The sequence below is a fragment of the Thermopolyspora flexuosa genome, assembly GCF_006716785.1.
In the GTDB taxonomy this organism is placed as follows: Bacteria; Actinomycetota; Actinomycetes; order Streptosporangiales; family Streptosporangiaceae; genus Thermopolyspora; species Thermopolyspora flexuosa.
Genome location: NZ_VFPQ01000002.1, coordinates 257,205 through 273,439, shown reverse-complemented (window position 1 = coordinate 273,439; position 16,235 = coordinate 257,205). Strand labels below are relative to the sequence as shown.

The window sequence follows — 16,235 nt, the reverse complement described above, 5'->3', positions numbered from 1 at the left end:
CGGGGATCTATGATGCGGTGAAAATCAGCACCAGGGGCGGAGAAAACAGAGAATGGCTGGTCAGGGTGGGGGAGATGGGCTGCGTTTCGCCATTCTCGGGCCGGTCCGGGCCTGGCGTGACGGCCAGGAGCTCGATCTGGGCACCCCGCTGCAGCGCTCGATCCTCGCGATGCTGCTGATCCGCGCGGGTCGCGTGGTCACTCCCGAGGAGATCATCGACGGGGTCTGGGGGGAGGGTGCGCCGCCCCGCGCGCTCGGCGCGCTGCGCACCTACGTCTCACGGCTGCGCGGCGTGCTCGAGCCGGGCCGTTCCCCGCGCTCCCGGCCGCAGCTGCTCACCTCGGTGGGCCGCGGGTACGCGCTGCGCCTCGCCGAGGGCGCGCTCGACCTCGCCGAGTTCGAGCGCCTCGTCACCGACGCCGAGTCCTGGCGGCGGGACGGACGGCTCGCCGAGGCCGCGGAGACGCTGCGCACCGCCCTCGGGCTGTGGGCCGGGGAGCCGCTCACCGGCGCGGTCGGCCCGTTCGCGGAGAACCAGCGGGAACGGCTGGCCGAGCGCCGCATGACCGTGGTGGAGAACCTCGTCGACCTCGACCTGGGGCTCGGCCGGCACGCCGACCTCGTCGCCGAGCTGCGCGCGCTCACCGGCGAGCATCCGCTGCGCGAACGGCTGCGCGCCCAGCTCATGCTCGCCTACTACCGCTGCGGGCGGCAGGCCGAGGCGCTGAACGTGTTCACCGAGACCCGGCGGGTGCTCGTCGAGGAGCTGGGCGTGGAGCCCGGGCCCGAGCTCGCCACGCTCCACCGGCGCATCCTCGCCGGCGACCCCACGCTCATGGCGCCCTCCCGCGCCCAGGTGCCGGACCCACGCACCCCCGCGGACGGCGCGCAGGAAGGCACGCCGGACGACGCGCAGGACGGCGGGAACGAGGCCGCCTCGCCCGCCGCGCGATCCGACGGCCCGGCCGTACCGGACGCCCCTTCCGCACCCGCCACGGCCCACCAGGTCGCGCCGGCCCGGACGGCCGAGCCGCCCCGGCCCGCCCAGCTGCCCCCCGCGGTCGCCGACTTCACCGGCCGCAAGAAGCTCGTCAACCGGCTCTGCGCGCTGCTCACCGACCCGGCCACGCCCGAGGCGGTGCCGATCGCCGCGATCTCCGGCATCGGCGGCGTGGGCAAGACGACGCTCGCCGTACACGTGGCGCACCTGGTGCAGGACCGGTTCCCCGACGGCCAGCTCTACGCGGACCTGCGCGGCTACGGCGAGGATCCGATCGCGCCGGAGACCGTGCTCGCCGCGTTCCTGCGCGGCCTCGGCGTGCCGATGGACGTCATCCCCGAGGGCACGGCCGAGCGGGCCGCGCTGTACCGCTCGCTCCTCGCCGACCGGCGCATCCTCGTGCTGCTCGACAACGCGCGGGACGCGGAGCAGGTGACGCCGCTGCTGCCCGGCGCGCCGGGCTGCGCGGCGATCGTCACCGGCCGGGTCAAGTTCGCCGACCTGCCGGCGGCCCGGCTCGTCGACCTCGACGTGATGGAGCCGGACGAGGCGCTCGACCTGTTCGCCGCGGTCGCCGGGCCGGATCGGGTGGCGGCCGAGCGCGCGGCCGCGATGGACGTGGTCGCCGCCTGCGGGTTCCTGCCGCTCGCGGTGCGCATCGTGGCGGCGCGGCTCGCCGCGCGGCCCGCGTGGACGATCGCCTCGATCGTGCCCCGGCTTGCCGACGAGCGGCGCCGCCTCGACGAGCTGCGGGTCGGCAACCTCGCGGTGAGCGCCACCTTCGCCCTCGGGTACGGCCAGCTCGACGAGCGGCAGGCCCGGGCGTTCCGGCTGCTGTCGCTGCCGAGCGGCCCGGCGATCTCGGTGCTCGCCGCGGCCGCGATGCTCGGCCACGACCCGGTCGAGACCGAGCACGTGCTCGAGTCGCTCGTCGACGCGAGCCTGCTCGAGGCCCCGGCGCCCGGCCGGTACCGCTTCCACGACCTGCTCAAGCTGTTCGCCCGGCGCCAGGCCGAGCGGACCGAGGACGTGGCGGAGACCGCGCGGGCGCTGCGCCGGCTGCTCGACTTCTACCTCGCCTCGGCGCAGGCGGCCCACCGGCTCGCCTACGAGGGCAGTCTCATGGCCGACCGGCTGTCGAAGCCCGCCGTGCCCGGCCGTACCTTCTCCTCGGCGGACGAGGCCGTGGCGTGGCTCGCGGTGGAGGGCGAGGACATGTTCGCCGCGATCGGGCAGGCGGTCGGCGAGCCGGGGGACGGGCCGGTGCCGCTGCTCACCGCCGCCGACCTGCTGGTGGCGATGGAGCCGCTGCTGGAGACCGGCACCTACGCCCGCGAGTTCGACCGGCGCGCCCGGGCCGTGCTCGCCGCCGCGCGCGCGGCCGGGGACGCGGCGAGCGAGCTGCGCTGCCGCTACGTGCTCGCCCGGGTGCGGTTCGGGGCGAACCGGCTGGACGAGGCCGAGCAGGAGTTCCGCCGCGCGCTCGACCTCACCGAGGCGACCGGCGACCCCGTGCTCACCGGCGAGATCCTCAACGGCCTCGGCGTGGTCGCCGGGCGTAAGCGCCGCCACGAGGAGGCGCTGGACTGGTTCGACGCGGCGCTCAAGGTCTACCGGTCGACCGGGGTGCCCGCGGGCGAGGCGCTCGTGCTCAGCTACTCGGCCCGCGACCACCTCGGCCTCGGGAACCCGGAGGCGGCGATCGCCGCGGCCGAGCGCGGGCTCGCCATCTTCACCGAGCTCGGCAGCGGGGCCGGGATGGCGCGGGCCCGGTACCACCTCGGCATCGTGCTCTCCCGGGTGGGCCGGTTCACCGAGGCGGTGGTGCACCACGCCGAGTGCCTGGAGTTCTTCCGGGCGAGCCGGCAGCGGGTCTGGGAGCAGCGGGTGTGCTGCCGCCTCGCGGAGACCTTCGTCGCCGCGGGCCGCCACGCGGACGCGGCCCGGCACGCCGAGCAGGCCCTCGCGGTGAGCCGGGAGATCGCCCACCCGTACGGCGAGGCCCAGTCGCTCGCGGTGCTCGGCAAGGCCCTCGCCGGCCTCGGCAGGACCGAGCGCAGCGCGGAGTGCCTGCGCGCCGCGCACGACATCTTCCGCCGCCTCGGCGCGCCCGAGGCGGACGACCTGCGCCCGCTGCTCGAGCGCAACGGCGTGGGCAGCTGACCCGCCCCGCGCGGCCGTACCGGGCGGAGATCGGCGCGGGCACGACCCGCGGCGGCCCGATGGCCTGGTGGGGCCGCCGCGGGGTGCTCAGTGCCCGGCGGCCTCGTCCGGCGGCGCGGCACGGCCGGGGCACGGATCGCCGGCCGCGGGCGTGGATGGATCGGAGGAAGGCCCCGCCGGATGCGTCAGGGCGGCGGGGACGTCGACCCCGGCGAACAGGTCCTCGTCCAGCCGGGTCATGGCGAAGTGGTTGATCACGTCGGTTTCCCGTCGTCGCGGGCACGAAAGCGGGCGTCCGGCCGGCCTCCCCGGCCACCGTCGACGGGTCCCGAGAGCCGCCGACGGTGGCCGCCGCCTCGTGGTGACCGGCCGGACGGGGCGCGGCCCCGAACCCCTTTGAGCCGGCGCCCGGTCCCACCTTCCCGCGCGCCACTCAATATCCGCTCAAAGATCGCTTTATCGATCGTTTGCGGGTTCCTTGATCCGGAAGAAGCCCTCGGCGATCAGCGGGCGCAGCTCGTCGATCCGCGCCATGGTCTCGTCCGGGTCGGCCCCGGTCAGCTCGGCGATCGCGGCGAGCAGCGCGCCGAGCGGCAGCTCGCCGTCGCAGACCCCGGCGAGCGCGGCCTCCACCGTGCCGACCCGGGCGTGCCGGCGCAGCCCGCCGGTCTGGCGGAGCACGATGCGCGCGGGGTCCTCGGCGCCCGGCGGCCCGATCCGCTCCTCGACCACGTCCGGCCGGGTCACCAGGCGGGCGTGGCGCAGCTCGTCCGCGCCGATCCGGTGCGCGGTCACGATCGCGTCGAGCACCTCGTCGACGTAGGCGCCCACCGGCTGCTCGACCGGCGTGGTGAGCTCCTCGACCCGCACCACCGGGTCGAGGCTGCCGCCGTCGCGCAGCGTGATCCAGCCGAACCCGATCCCGGTGACGCCGAGCGACTCCAGCCAGGTGAGCCACTCGTCGTACCGCTCCCGGTAGGCGGGGGTGCCCTGCTCGGCGGAGTCCCGCAGCCACAGCTCGACGTACTCGGCCGGGTCGAGCACGTCCCGCTGTACGGCCCAGCCGTCGCAGCCGGTGGCGGCGAGCCAGCCGCCGACCCGGTCCCGCCAGTCCTCCCCCGCCACGTGCAGCCAGTTGGCGAGGATCTGGCAGTACCCGCCCGGGTTGAGGTGCCGCGGGGCGTCGCGGACCAGGTCGCGGCAGAAGTCGTCGGCGGCCGCGCCGGACTCGCGGTAGGTGAACCGGCCGCGCGGCGAGATCACGAACGGCGGGTTGCTCACCACCAGGTCGAACCGTTCATCCGCGACCGGGTCGAAGCCGGAGCCGAGCCGCGCGTCCACGCCCTCGATCCCGGAGAGCGCCCAGCTCAGCCGGGCGAGGCGCAGCGCCCGCGGGTTTACGTCGGTGGCGGTGACGCGCCCGGCCCGGCCGGCGAGGTGGAGGACCTGCACGCCGCACCCGGTGCCGAGGTCGAGCGCGGACTCCACGGGACGGCGGGTGACGAGGGAGGCGAGGTTCGCCGAGGCGCCGCCCGCGCCGACCACGTGGTCGGGGCGCAGCGCCGGGTCGCCGGGCCGTACCTTGCGGTCGGAGACGAGGTAGCCGCCGGTCTCCCAGGGCTGCAGGTGCACGGCCGCGCGCACCTCGTCGCCGTCGCGCCGCAGCAGGCCCGCGGCGGCGAGCTCGGCGACCGGCAACTCCAGGTGCCGCTCGGGTACGGCGAGCCCGAGCCACCACAGCCGGATCAGCGCGCCGAGCGGGTCGGGGTCGCGGGTGGCGCGCTCGGCGGGGACGAGCTCCTCGCGGGCGAGCGCGGCGGCGGCGACGTCCCCGAGGCGCTCGCGTACGCCGTCGATCGTGTAGCCGGTGGTGACGAGCCGGTCGCGGAGCCGGGCGAGCAGGTCGGCGGGGACGTCCACGGCCCCGAATCTAGCGGGTCCCGCGTCCGGCCCCGGTCAGCGGCCTGTAAGTGCCGATCAAGCGGGCCGGGGTACGCATATGCGTAGGACCGTGTGAGCGGACGGTTACCGACCTACGGTCACCGGCTGGGTGACCCGACGACGGAACTCACGACGAGGACGGCCTGATGTTGATCCCCTGCTTCGCCTGCGAAGCCCGGTTCACCCCCGACGAGTACTTCGCCGCGTGCCACGACTACCACCGCGGCCGGGATCTCGTCGCGTGGACCTGCCCCCGCTGCGGCAACCGGGACGAGTTGCGCGTGCTGCCGGGCGAGCTCGGCTTCGGCTATCCCTCGCGCGGCAGGTTCACGGTGGAGGACCGGTTCCGGGTGCCCGGCCTGCGGCGGCGCCGGGCCGAGCTGCGGCTGGACATCAGCCTCGACAAGCGGGTCTGGCGGGTGCCGAGCCGTACGGCACAGCCGGCGCGCTGCGGGGCCTGAGCGACGCCTAGCGGACCTCCCCCGGGTTGGGCTCGCGCAGGCAGTGCCAGGCGGCCACGCCGAGCTCCTTGATCTCCTCCTCGGTGGGCTGGTGCGCGCCCGCGAACCACAGCCGGCACATCTCGTTCGCCGGGCCCAGCCAGAGCACGTAGCACAGCGTCGGGGGGACCTCGCGCAGCAGCCGCGCGTTCATGTGCGGCCGCCACCAGTCCGCGACCTGGCGGAGGAAGGTGCGCCGGGTCTCGGCGACCTCGGGGCCGCCCGGCTCGTGACGCCGCGGCGGGCGCTCGCTGATGAACACGCGGGCCCGCTCGGGGTTGTCGAGGCACCATTTCATGTGCATGGCCACGATGGCCTCGATCCCCGACCGCGCGTCCTCGTGCCGGAGCAGCTCCTTGAGGAAGGCGTCGTAGTACATCCGGCAGATGTCGTGGTACAGGACGCCGAAAACGTGTTCTTTGCTGGCGAAGTGATGGTAAAAACTACCTACGCTCACTCCGCTTTCCTGCCGGAGGCTGGCGAGCGTGGTGGCCGACACGCCGTCCCGGCTGAAGCGCCGCAACGCGCCCTCGAGGATCCGGCTCCGGCCGTCGCGGCTCGTCCTCGCGTTCGTCACATGTCAATGGTGACGCAACAGAACGTTATTCTGCAAACGAAGTTCCCCGAGCCGTAAGACGCGTCCGCACCTCGACCGTTCCGTAGCTCATCCGCATTATCGCATCCGGCCACCGGCGGCGGATCGCCCGCAGCAGCCTGTGGTTCTCGGCGAGCACGTCCATCACCGCCTCGGTCGCGCCGCGCGCCGCGGCGCGCAGCAGCAGCCGCCGCAGCATCCGCTCGCCGATCCCCCGGCCCTGCCAGTCGTCGGCCACCACGATCCCGATCTCCGCGACCGGCCGCGCCGCGCCGTCGCCCTCGCCGGTCCCGCCGGGCGGGACCACGTGGCAGCTCATCGCGTGCCCCACCACCTCGTCGCCGTACGGCGTGCGCCGTACCGCGAGCAGCACGTCGCGCCGGTCGTCGCGGGTCACGAGCGCGCGCACCAGGGCCGGGGTGGGGCGGCCGATCCCGGTGAAGAACCGGAGCGCCCGGGTGTCCGGGGACAGGCGGGTGAGGAAGTCCCGCACCCGCTCGGCGTCGTCCGGGCGGGCCGGGCGGATCTCCACCGCCGCCGTCGCCGCCGGCGGCCGGGACGCGAGACAGGCGGGCGCGTGCGGCCGGAGGACCTGAGTTCGTTGCATAGACTCAGCATTGGCGGGAACGTTCCGTCTGTCAAACCGGTGCCAAGGACGCTGGTCGCGGCGGGGAAGGGAACCATACGATTTGCCCATGACCCGGACGCAGCACACCGCCCAGGAGCGGGGACCCGACGCGCCCGCACCGGGCCCGTCCGAGTCGGCCGCGCCACCCGCGCCGGGCGATCAGGACCGCGCCGCGACCCGGGAGCGGCTGCGCTTCTCCAACGAGAACTGCTCGATCGCGCGCACCCTCGCCATCCTCGGCGAGAAGTGGACCTTCCTCGTGCTGCGCGAGGCGTTCCTCGGGGTGCGCCGGTTCGCCGACTTCCAGGAGGCCACCGGGGCCCCGCGGCAGGTGCTCAGCGCCCGGCTCGCCCGCCTCGTCGACGAGGGGCTGCTGCGCCGCACGCCGTACCAGGAGCCCGGGCAGCGCCGCCGGTACGAGTACCGGCTCACCGAGAAGGGCGTCGACCTCTACCCGATCATGGTCGCGCTCATGCACTGGGGCGACCGCCACCTCGCCGACCCGGCCGGCCCGCCGGTCGTGCTCACCCACCGCGGCTGCGGCGCCCCGGTACGGCAGTACCTGCGCTGTGACGAAGGCCACGAGGTGGGCGGGGCCCGCGAGGTCACCCCGCTCCCCGGCCCCGGCGCGCGCGTCGCCTGACCGGCCCGGGCCGGCCGTACCCGCTCGTCACGGGCGTTCCCAAGTGCGGGACCGCGCCTCGGCGTACATACCCTGGAGTCGTGTATCGGTTCCTGCTCGCCCCGCGCTGGCTGGCGTTGCACCTGGTGGTGCTGCTGGCCGTCCCCGCCTTCCTGCTGCTGGGCAAGTGGCAGTTCAGCCGATACGAGATGCGCTCGGCCGCGCAGGAGCGCACCCAGGCGAACCTCGCGGCCCCGGCCGAGCCGCTGGAACGGCTCAGCACGGTCGGCGGCTCGGTGGACGCGAAGCTGAAGTACCGGGCCGTCACGGTGGGCGGGCGCTTCGACGCGGGCAACGAGCTGCTGGTACGGCGCCGCACCCTGAACGGCAAGGTCGGCTACTACGTGCTCACCCCGCTCGTGGTCCGCGACGGCGAGGCCGTGCTCGTGGTCCGCGGCTGGGTGCCGATGGGCCCGACCGCGGAGGCCGCGCCCAAGGTGCCGCCCCCGTCCACCGGCGAGGTGACCGTGACCGGCCGGCTCATGCCCGCCGAGACCGAGGAGACCACCGGCATCTCCGAACGGTCCGGGCTGCCCCAGGGGCATATCATGCTGATCGACACCGCCGCGCTCGGCAAGCGCCTGCCGTACCGGCTCCACGGCGGCTACGTCCAGCTCGGCTCGCAGAACCCGCCGGCCGCGAACGCGCCCACCCCGCTGCCCGATCCGGAACCGGACGGCGGCGGCGCGCTCAATCTCGCCTACAGTTTCCAGTGGTGGGTGTTCATTCCCATCGCGGTGGGCGGCTGGTTCGTGCTCATCCGCCGTGAGGCGCGTGACCGCAGGGCCGCCGCGGAGGCCGCCTCAACCGGGAAAAACGCGGAATCACCCGAAAAAGTAACCGGCTGACCGCTCCGGGTGAACGAAAGGATACCGACCGGAGACCTGGCGGCTTGAATGGCGTTATTCCCTGGGCTTACGGTTTTCCCTGTGACTACTCCGCCGTCTCTTCCCGATCCCGAGCCCAGGCGGCGGGATTATGTGATCATCTCGGCGGACGACCACCTCATCGAACCGCCCGACCTGTTCGAAGGCCGCCTGCCCGAGAAGTACGTCGATCTCGCCCCGAAGGTGGTGGAGACCGAGGCGGGGCACCAGGTGTGGCGCTACAACGGGGCGACCTTTCCGTGCGCCGGGCTCGACGTCGGTGCCGGGCTGCCCGTCGAGAACCGCACCCTCGAGCCGGTGCGCTTCGACCAGATGCGTCCCGGCTGCTACGACATCGAGGCGCGGATCGCGGACATGGATCGGGCGGGAATCTGGGCGGCGCTGTGTTTTCCAGGCATGCTCGCGGGCGAGGCTGGAACGGTCTTCTCCAGGACCCGGGACCAGGATCTCGGCCTCGCCCTGATCCGCGCCTGGAACGACTGGCACGTGGAGGTCTGGGCCGGTACCTATCCCGAGCGGATCATCGCGCTCCAGCTTCCGTGGCTGCCGGATCCGGAGCTCGCCGGAAAGGAGATCCGGGCGAACGCCGAACGCGGTTTCAAGGCGGTGCTTTTCCCGGAATTCCCCACCCGGCTGCGACTGCCGTCGATCCACACCCGGCACTGGGACCCGTTCTTCGCCGCCTGCGAGGAGACGGGCACCGTGGTCTGCCTGCACACGGGTTCCGGGTCGTGGACGCCGGTGCCGTCGCCCGACACCCCCATTGAGGCGATCACCACGCTCATGCCGGCGAGCGCCATGTTCGCCTGCGCCGACTGGCTCTGGTCCGGGATCCCGCTGCGGTTCCCGAAACTGCGCATCCTCATCGTGGAGGGTGGGGTCGGCTGGCTTCCCATGCTCGCCGAGCGGGCCGACTACGCGCTGGACCATCCGGTCGGGGAGATCGAGTGGGACAGCGGGCTGCGCCCCAGCGAGGTGCTGCGCCGCAACTTCTTCTTCGGCACCCTCAACGACCACGCCCTCTCCGGGGTACGGCTCGCCGTGGGCCTGGAGCACGTGCTGCTGGAGAGCGGCTACCCCCACGCGGACTCGACCTGGCCGGACACGCAGCGGGTCGTCGCCCGCAACCTCGGCACGCTGCCTCCGACCGACATCGCGCGCGTCGCGTACGGCAACGCCGCCCGCCTCTTCGGCCACCCGCTGCCGTCGCGCGCGTGGCTGCGCATGGAATCCATCTGACGGTCGTCCGACACCACCCCAACGCCTGGCCGCAGGCGGGGGTGGGCGCCCACGCCCCGGCGCGCCCACCCCCGCCCTCACGGCGGACGCCTCCCCTCCCGCCAAGCGCTCCGCGCGCCGTCCCGTGGCCGCCGGTACGGCCGATGCGGTGATGGCCGTCCTCGTCCCTCAGGCCGCCTCGTCTTCGTCTCCGCGGGACGGATGGCGGCGCCATGCCTCGGCCGCCTCGGGTTCGGAGACGTGCACGCTCGGGTGCCGCGGCGGGCGCTCCGGCCGCCTGGCCGCACGCTCGCGCCGCGTGGAACGCTCGTCGGGCCCCTCGAATGCCGCCTCGGTGGTGTGTGCGGCCCGGATTCACCCGGGGCCGCCGTGCCTCAGGGCACGACGCGGGCGCGGCGGGTTCCGAGTCCAGGGCCGGAGCCGGTCACGGAGCCCGGGATCGGGCCGTACCCGGCCGAGCCGGCCGGCCGCCCGCGTTCCCACTCGAGGTACCGCCCGCTCTCGCCGAGCAGCGCGGTGAGCAGCCAGAGGAGCACGCCGAAGTCGTCGACCGCGCCGATCACCGCGAGGAACTCGGGCACGACGTCGATCGGCGACAGGATGTAGGCCAGCCCGAGCCCCACCATGCCGATCTTCGATTTGCTCAGGTGCGGGTAGTCGCCCCGCAGCGCGCCGCGCAGCATGCGCGGGATCGCCCGCATGCGGGTCAGCACCCCGGGCGTACCCGGCCGCTGCGCCTCACGCACCACGCGCCACACCGCGAGCGCCCGTGCCGCCTTCTTCATCGGCCGCTCACCTTCCCCCCTCAGTCGGTCCCCCGTGGCCCGACATGGACATAACGAACGGGCGGCCCGCGATGTGCCCGAGGTGTCGTTCCTGTGTCCTTCCGGTCAGCCCGCGGCCGGCCGACCATCTCGCCGCGCACGCGCGCCGCCCGATCGGCGCCGTGTCCGCGGCGTCCGTGCGCCCCCACATTCGCCTGTGTGCGGCTATCGCCCCCGTCAGGTCGATTCGTCCTCTGGTCAGGGCATGTCCCGGTGATCGCCAGGTTCCCACAAAGATCATCCGGATTGAGGGATCAGTCCCGGTCTGCCGTGGGATCGATGTTTCAGCGTTTGGATCGGCCTGATGAGGAACCACTTATGGAAACTCGTCCGTTACGGCGGGTGCGCGCCCGGATGTCCGCGGCCGCGCTGCTCACCGTCCAGATGGCGATCACGGCCTTCGTCCCGTGGGTCGGCGCCCCGCCGACGCCGCCGTCGGCAGGTCCCGGCGACCCGGTCGACCCGTACGGCCCGGCCGCCGCGGGTCCGGCCCACCGGCTCGGCGGCGTTCCGGCGCACCGGCTCGGCCGGCTCGCGGTGGCGCGCACCGGGCGGGGCCGTACCGGGGCCGCCCGCGTCGCGATCGCACCGGCCGCGCCGGCACGCGTGCCCGGCGCGGCGTTCGCCCCGCTCATCGGCGGCGACCGCGCCGATCCGGTCTCCGGCGGGTACGGCCGCGCGGGCGGGCTGGTGAAGCTGCTGGGGATGTCCTCGGGGTCCGCAACACTCGAGCAACCGCAGCGGCGTACCCGGCACCGGTGGTTCCGGGCGTACGCGCGGTTGTCACACGGCTTCGTCGCCCGGCGGCTGCGCGCGGCCGGCATCAAGCGGCGGTCGTCCGGCAGGTGCACCAGCAAGCACCGGCCCACCTGCACGTCCTACGACGGCATCCGGGCGAACACGGTGGCGAAGCTGATCCGGCTCAAGCACCGCAGCGGCTGCCCGGTCGTCGTCACCGGCGGCACCGAGGTCGGCCACGCCCCCGGACGGCACAGCCACGGCAACGGCTACAAGGTGGACGTGTCGCGGAACACGTGCCTCGACTCCTACATCCGGCGGCACGCCCGATACGTCGGCGTGCGCTCGGACGGCGCCCGGCTCTACCAGGCGGGCGACGACACCTACGCCCTGGAGCACAACCACTGGGACATCACGTTCCGGTGAGTCCCTCCCGGCGTCCCGGGACGCGACACGGCACCGGAGAACCCCCTCCGGCCGTCCCACGGGCCCGCGGACCCGTCTCACGCCCGCCGCCGCGCGGCCTTCGCCACCGTCTCCGGCCGCGAACGGCGGGGGAACCCTCCGAAAACACCCGCGCCCGACCGCGCGAGACGGCTCGCCACGCGCGGCCGCGACGGCGCATCCGGCCGACCGGCCGTGGCCGGGGCCTCGGCGCGAGACGGCCGGATGCGAGGTGCGACGTGCGGCCGGGAGGTCAGGAGGTGAGCTCGGCCGCGACCAGCTCGGCGATCTCCGCGGTGTTGAGCGCCGCGCCCTTGCGCAGGTTGTCGCCGCAGATGAACAGGTCGAGCGTGTTCGGGAAGTCCAGCGCCTGCCGGATCCGGCCCACGTAGGTGGGGTCGGTGCCCACGACGTCGGCCGGGGTCGGGAAGACGTTGTTCTCCGGGTCGTCGAGCACCACCACGGTGGGCACGGCGTCCAGCACCCGCCGGGCACCCTCGACCGTGACCTCCTTGGCGAAGGTCGCGTGGACCGCGAGCGAGTGGGTGGTGACCACCGGCACCCGGACGCAGGTCGCGGAGACCTTCAGGTCCGGGATGCCGAGGATCTTCCGCGACTCGTTGCGGACCTTGAGCTCCTCGGAGAACCAGCCGTCGCCCTTGTACGAGCCGGCCGCCGGGACCACGTTGAGCGCGATCGGCGCCGCGAACGGCGAGCCCGCGAGGTCCGGCACGGCCTTGCGCACGTCACCGGCGACGGTGCCGAGCGTGCGGTCGCCCGCCACCGCCTCGAGCTCGTCGTACAGCCGCTGCGAACCGGCCACGCCCGCGCCGGACACCGCCTGGTAGGAGGCGACGACGAGCTCGCGCAGGCCGTACTCGCGGTGCAGCGCGCCGAGCGCGGCCATCATCGACAGCGTCGTGCAGTTGGGGTTGGAGATGATGCCCTTGGGCCGGTTGCGCACCTGCTCGGGGTTGACCTCCGGCACCACCAGCGGCACGTCCGGGTCCATGCGGAAGGCGCCGGAGTTGTCGACCACGACCGCGCCGCGGGAGGCGGCGATCGGGGCCCACTCGGCCGACACCTCGTCCGGGACGTCGAACATCGCCACGTCGACGCCGTCGAACACCTCGGGGCTGAGCGCCTGGACGACCACGTCCTCCCCGCGCACCCGCAGCACCTTGCCCGCCGACCGGGCCGAGGCGATGAGGCGGATCTCCCCCCACACGTTCGGGCGGTTCGAGAGGATGTCGAGCATCACGGTGCCGACCGCGCCGGTGGCGCCGACGACGGCGAGGGTGGGCTTGCGTTCGCTCATCGTCCGGTACCTCCGTAGACCACGGCCTCCACCTGGTCGGCGTCCAGGTTGAACGCGCTGTGCGCGGCGGTCACCGCGGCGTCGACGTCGTCCTGGCTCACGATCACCGAGATGCGGATCTCGGAGGTCGAGATCATCTCGATGTTCACGCCGGCGTCGGCGAGCGCGCCGAAGAACTTCGCGGTCACGCCCGGGTGCGAGCGCATGCCCGCGCCGATCAGCGAGACCTTGCCGATCCGGTCGTCGTAGAGCAGCGACTCGAACCCGACGTCGTCCTGGATCTTCTTGAGCGCGTTGATGGCGGTCGGCCCGTCGGTCGCGGGAAGGGTGAACGAGATGTCGGTCCGCCCGGTCGCCGCCGCCGACACGTTCTGCACGATCATGTCGATGTTGATCTCGGCGTCGGCGAGGGCTTTGAAGATGGAGGCGGCCTCTCCGACCTTGTCGGGCACGCCGACAACGGTGATCTTGGCCTCGCTCCGGTCATGCGCGACGCCGGAGATGATCGGCTGCTCCATCTGCCCTTCCTCACTGACGGGGTCGGCAACGACCCACGTGCCTTCCTTGTTGCTGAACGAGCTTCTGACGTGGATCGGCAGGTTGAACCGGCGGGCGTACTCGACACAGCGCAGGTGCAGGATCTTGGCGCCGCACGCGGCCATCTCCAGCATCTCCTCGTACGAGATGCGCGGGATGCGGCGCGCCGTGGGCACGATGCGCGGGTCGGCGGTGAACACGCCGTCCACGTCGGTGTAGATCTCACAAACGTCGGCGTTGAGCGCCGCCGCGAGCGCGACGGCCGTGGTGTCCGAGCCGCCGCGACCGAGGGTGGTGATGTCCTTGGTGTCCCGGGACACGCCCTGGAACCCCGCGACGATCGCGATCTGGCCCTTGTCGATCGCCTCCCGGATCCGGCCGGGCGTGACGTCGATGATGCGGGCCTTGCCGTGCGTGGAGTCGGTGATCACGCCGGCCTGGGAGCCGGTGAACGACCGGGCCTCGACGCCCAGGTTGCCGATCGCCATCGCCAGCAGCGCCATCGAGATGCGCTCGCCCGCGGTGAGCAGCATGTCGAGCTCGCGCCCGGGCGGCATCGGCGAAACCTGCTGGGCGAGGTCCAGCAACTCGTCGGTGGTGTCGCCCATCGCGGAGACCGCCACGACGACGTCGTTGCCGGCTTTTTTCGTCGCGACGATCCGCTGCGCGACCCGCTTGATGCAGGCAGCATCGGCGACGGACGAACCACCGTATTTCTGGACAACGAGCGCCACGACTTGTCTCCGAAGGTCAGACTGCGGACGTCTCAGTTTACTGAGGCTCGGCCGGATCACCGCAGGTCCGCCCAGTATGTGGACACCCATGGCCGTGCCACCCGGCCTGTCCGAAAGCGCGGCGATCCGGCACGGCCCGCGGTTTTGTCCCGGCGGACGCCGCGTGACACCGGGCCCTTCGCCCGGCTGTGAGATCGGTCACGGGGGTATCACGGCGTCGTCACAGGTCCCGTACGGCGGGGCGTGCGGTGGGCCGATCGGTCCCGCCGGGGAGGCGTGCGCCGTGTCCCGTGCCGTGGCGCTGTCCGTGTTCCGGTGATCAGACCGGGGTCTTCTCCTCCTCGACGTCGAGACGGGAGTGCGCGACCAGCGCCTGGAGGGCGCGCAGCGCCGCACCGGCGTGGTTGCCCCAGGAGTTGAAGTAGGAGTACTGCAGCCACCACAGGGCCTCCATCGGCCGCCCGGCCCGGTAGTGGCGCAGGCCGTGGGTGAGGTCGGCCGCGACCGCGGCGAGGTCGTCGGAGAGGCGGTACGGCGTGACCTTGGTGTCCTTGTACGGGTCGAACACCTCGACGTAGTCGTCGACCGGCCCGAGCCGCGCCGCGAGCGCGGTGCGCAGCGGGTCGATGTCCGGGTCGGGGCCGATCGGCGGCTCGAAGTTGCCGGGCAGGATGACGTCCTCGGCGGCGGCGAGCTGCGCGCCGGCGAGGCTGAGCTGGGAGACCTCCACCAGCAGCAGCGGCAGGAACGCGTCGCCGCCCTCCCCGTTGGCGAGCCTGGTCAGACCGTCGAGGAAGTTCTGCGCGTGCCCCGCGACCCGGTCGGCGAGGGCTTTCCACTCGTCATACATCCAGCAGTCTCCGTCCTTCGAACGCACGGCCCAGCGTGACCTCGTCGGCGTACTCCAGGTCGCCGCCGACGGGCAGCCCGCTGGCGAGCCGTGTCACCTTCAGACCCATCGGTTTGACCAGCCGGGCGAGGTAGGTCGCGGTCGCCTCGCCTTCGAGGTTCGGGTCGGTGGCGAGGATCAGCTCGGTGACCTGGCCGTCGGCCAGCCGCGTCATGAGCTCCTTGATCCGCAGATCGTCCGGGCCGACGCCGTCGATCGGGCTGATCGCGCCGCCCAGCACGTGGTACCGCCCGCGGAACTCGCGGGTGCGCTCGATCGCGACGACGTCCTTGGGCTCCTCGACGACACAGATGACGTGGGGGTCGCGCCGCGGGTCGCGGCAGATCCGGCACTCCTCCTCCGCGGCCACGTTCCCGCACACCCGGCAGAAGCGCACCTTCTCCTTCACCTCAAGCAGCACGTGCGCGAGCCGCTTGACGTCCGCCGGGTCGGCGGCGAGCAGGTGGAACGCGATGCGCTGCGCGCTCTTGGGACCGATGCCGGGCAGCAGGCCCAGCTCGTCGATCAGGTTCTGGACGACCCCTTCGTACATCGCCGACGTCCGTGCTCAGACCCCCGGGAAGGCACCGCCGAAGGCGCCCCCCAGCCCCTGGGTCAGCGGGCCAAGCTTCTCCTGCTGCAGCTCGGCCGCGGCCCGGGTGGCGTCCCGCACCGCCGCGATCACCAGGTCGGCGATCGTCTCGGCGGTCTCCTCGGGGTTCTCGGCGTCGATGACCTTGGGGCTGATCTTCAGCTCGAGCAGGTCGCCGCCGCCGCTGACGGTCGCCACGACGAGCCCGCCCCCGGCCGTGCCCTCGACCTTGGCCTCGCTGAGCTCCTGCTGCGCGTTGACGAACTGCTGCTGCATGAGCTGGGCTTGCTCCAGCACCTGCCGCAGGTTGATGTCCCCTGGGTTCACGATGGTGCGCTCCTTGTGGCTCGCTTGTTCTCCCGAGCCTACGGCGTTTGCCCGTGGAGTTACACCGGGGAGCGCCTGTGTTCCGCGACAACCCGCCCGCCGCCGCGCCGTACGGCGTGCGCACGGTGCCCGTGCGGTCGCGGTACGGCGGGCCGAGGTGCCGGCGGTCCCGGTGTTACGCCGGGCCACTACCCGGC

The 16,235-nt window shown here is 73.3% G+C and carries 16 protein-coding genes; 6 read left to right on the top strand and 10 right to left on the bottom strand.

The window, feature by feature from the left end; all coding sequences use genetic code 11:
- Positions 1 to 52 precede the first annotated feature (52 nt).
- The gene (locus tag FHX40_RS23690; protein ID WP_142262176.1) at positions 53 to 3,163 is read left to right on the top strand and encodes an AfsR/SARP family transcriptional regulator; all 3,111 of its coding nucleotides are present in this window, start codon (positions 53 to 55) and stop codon (positions 3,161 to 3,163) included.
- 87 nt (positions 3,164 to 3,250) lie between these two features.
- Here the strand turns inward: FHX40_RS23690 and FHX40_RS25315 are convergent, their stop codons facing one another.
- Positions 3,251 to 3,421, bottom strand: a complete 171-nt coding sequence (locus FHX40_RS25315; protein ID WP_170198978.1) for a hypothetical protein — start codon at positions 3,419 to 3,421, stop codon at positions 3,251 to 3,253.
- Positions 3,422 to 3,619: 198 nt separating this feature from the next.
- Entirely contained in the window at positions 3,620 to 5,083 is a 1,464-nt protein-coding gene (locus FHX40_RS23685; RefSeq protein WP_142262175.1) for a DUF7059 domain-containing protein, read from the bottom strand.
- Positions 5,084 to 5,250: 167 nt separating this feature from the next.
- Here FHX40_RS23685 and FHX40_RS23680 point away from each other — a divergent pair, with 167 nt between their 5' ends.
- Entirely contained in the window at positions 5,251 to 5,565 is a 315-nt protein-coding gene (locus FHX40_RS23680) for a hypothetical protein (protein ID WP_142262174.1), read from the top strand.
- Positions 5,566 to 5,572: 7 nt separating this feature from the next.
- On the opposite strand, the gene FHX40_RS23675 is transcribed toward FHX40_RS23680, so the two are convergent.
- A complete protein-coding gene (locus FHX40_RS23675; protein WP_142262173.1) occupies positions 5,573 to 6,181 on the bottom strand; it encodes a TetR/AcrR family transcriptional regulator in 609 nt (202 codons plus the stop codon).
- 25 nt (positions 6,182 to 6,206) lie between these two features.
- Positions 6,207 to 6,806, bottom strand: a complete 600-nt coding sequence (locus FHX40_RS23670; protein WP_142262172.1) for a GNAT family N-acetyltransferase — start codon at positions 6,804 to 6,806, stop codon at positions 6,207 to 6,209.
- An 88-nt stretch (positions 6,807 to 6,894) separates the two neighbouring features.
- On the opposite strand from FHX40_RS23670, the gene FHX40_RS23665 reads away from it, so the two are divergent.
- The 3 genes from FHX40_RS23665 (at position 6,895) to FHX40_RS23655 (ending at position 9,635) form a co-directional block, all read left to right on the top strand.
- On the top strand, positions 6,895 to 7,470 hold the full coding sequence (locus tag FHX40_RS23665; RefSeq protein ID WP_142262171.1) for a winged helix-turn-helix transcriptional regulator: 576 nt from the start codon (positions 6,895 to 6,897) through the stop codon (positions 7,468 to 7,470).
- A gap of 80 nt (positions 7,471 to 7,550) precedes the next feature.
- Entirely contained in the window at positions 7,551 to 8,357 is an 807-nt protein-coding gene (locus FHX40_RS23660; RefSeq protein ID WP_142262170.1) for an SURF1 family cytochrome oxidase biogenesis protein, read from the top strand.
- A gap of 81 nt (positions 8,358 to 8,438) precedes the next feature.
- A complete protein-coding gene (locus tag FHX40_RS23655) occupies positions 8,439 to 9,635 on the top strand; it encodes an amidohydrolase family protein (protein WP_229788452.1) in 1,197 nt (398 codons plus the stop codon).
- 374 nt (positions 9,636 to 10,009) lie between these two features.
- Here FHX40_RS23655 and FHX40_RS23650 read toward each other — a convergent pair whose 3' ends face one another.
- A complete protein-coding gene (locus FHX40_RS23650) occupies positions 10,010 to 10,420 on the bottom strand; it encodes a YkvA family protein (RefSeq protein ID WP_142262168.1) in 411 nt (136 codons plus the stop codon).
- 357 nt (positions 10,421 to 10,777) lie between these two features.
- Here FHX40_RS23650 and FHX40_RS23645 point away from each other — a divergent pair, with 357 nt between their 5' ends.
- On the top strand, positions 10,778 to 11,623 hold the full coding sequence (locus tag FHX40_RS23645) for a hypothetical protein (protein WP_142262167.1): 846 nt from the start codon (positions 10,778 to 10,780) through the stop codon (positions 11,621 to 11,623).
- A 271-nt stretch (positions 11,624 to 11,894) separates the two neighbouring features.
- On the opposite strand, the gene FHX40_RS23640 is transcribed toward FHX40_RS23645, so the two are convergent.
- The 5 genes from FHX40_RS23640 to FHX40_RS23620 all read right to left on the bottom strand — a co-directional run bounded on the left by FHX40_RS23640 (position 11,895) and on the right by FHX40_RS23620 (position 16,038).
- Positions 11,895 to 12,959 carry an aspartate-semialdehyde dehydrogenase gene (locus tag FHX40_RS23640; RefSeq protein ID WP_142262166.1) on the bottom strand — a complete coding sequence of 355 codons (1,065 nt, stop codon included), beginning with the start codon at positions 12,957 to 12,959 and terminating at the stop codon, positions 11,895 to 11,897.
- On the bottom strand, positions 12,956 to 14,230 hold the full coding sequence (locus FHX40_RS23635) for an aspartate kinase (protein ID WP_142262165.1): 1,275 nt from the start codon (positions 14,228 to 14,230) through the stop codon (positions 12,956 to 12,958). The genes FHX40_RS23640 and FHX40_RS23635 overlap by 4 nt, the downstream gene beginning before the upstream one ends.
- Before the next feature lie 319 nt (positions 14,231 to 14,549).
- The gene (locus FHX40_RS23630) at positions 14,550 to 15,080 is read right to left on the bottom strand and encodes a DUF5063 domain-containing protein (protein WP_142262164.1); all 531 of its coding nucleotides are present in this window, start codon (positions 15,078 to 15,080) and stop codon (positions 14,550 to 14,552) included.
- Positions 15,073 to 15,672, bottom strand: coding sequence for a recombination mediator RecR (gene recR / locus FHX40_RS23625; protein ID WP_142262163.1), 600 nt, complete (start codon positions 15,670 to 15,672; stop codon positions 15,073 to 15,075). The genes FHX40_RS23630 and recR overlap by 8 nt, the downstream gene beginning before the upstream one ends.
- Before the next feature lie 15 nt (positions 15,673 to 15,687).
- On the bottom strand, positions 15,688 to 16,038 hold the full coding sequence (locus FHX40_RS23620; RefSeq protein WP_189136155.1) for a YbaB/EbfC family nucleoid-associated protein: 351 nt from the start codon (positions 16,036 to 16,038) through the stop codon (positions 15,688 to 15,690).
- Positions 16,039 to 16,235 lie beyond the last annotated feature (197 nt).

What these genes read in the sequence shown, in the direction of transcription:
- FHX40_RS23690 (WP_142262176.1), top strand. Translation starts at nt 53, where the DNA reads ATGGCTGGTCAGGGTGGGGGAGATGGGCTGCGTTTCGCCATTCTCGGG.
- FHX40_RS23680 (WP_142262174.1), top strand. Translation starts at nt 5,251, where the DNA reads ATGTTGATCCCCTGCTTCGCCTGCGAAGCCCGGTTCACCCCCGACGAG.
- FHX40_RS23670 (WP_142262172.1), bottom strand. Translation starts at nt 6,806, where the DNA reads ATGCAACGAACTCAGGTCCTCCGGCCGCACGCGCCCGCCTGTCTCGCG.
- FHX40_RS23665 (WP_142262171.1), top strand. Translation starts at nt 6,895, where the DNA reads ATGACCCGGACGCAGCACACCGCCCAGGAGCGGGGACCCGACGCGCCC.
- FHX40_RS23650 (WP_142262168.1), bottom strand. Translation starts at nt 10,420, where the DNA reads ATGAAGAAGGCGGCACGGGCGCTCGCGGTGTGGCGCGTGGTGCGTGAG.
- FHX40_RS23645 (WP_142262167.1), top strand. Translation starts at nt 10,778, where the DNA reads ATGGAAACTCGTCCGTTACGGCGGGTGCGCGCCCGGATGTCCGCGGCC.
- FHX40_RS23640 (WP_142262166.1), bottom strand. Translation starts at nt 12,959, where the DNA reads ATGAGCGAACGCAAGCCCACCCTCGCCGTCGTCGGCGCCACCGGCGCG.
- FHX40_RS23630 (WP_142262164.1), bottom strand. Translation starts at nt 15,080, where the DNA reads ATGTATGACGAGTGGAAAGCCCTCGCCGACCGGGTCGCGGGGCACGCG.
- recR (WP_142262163.1), bottom strand. Translation starts at nt 15,672, where the DNA reads ATGTACGAAGGGGTCGTCCAGAACCTGATCGACGAGCTGGGCCTGCTG.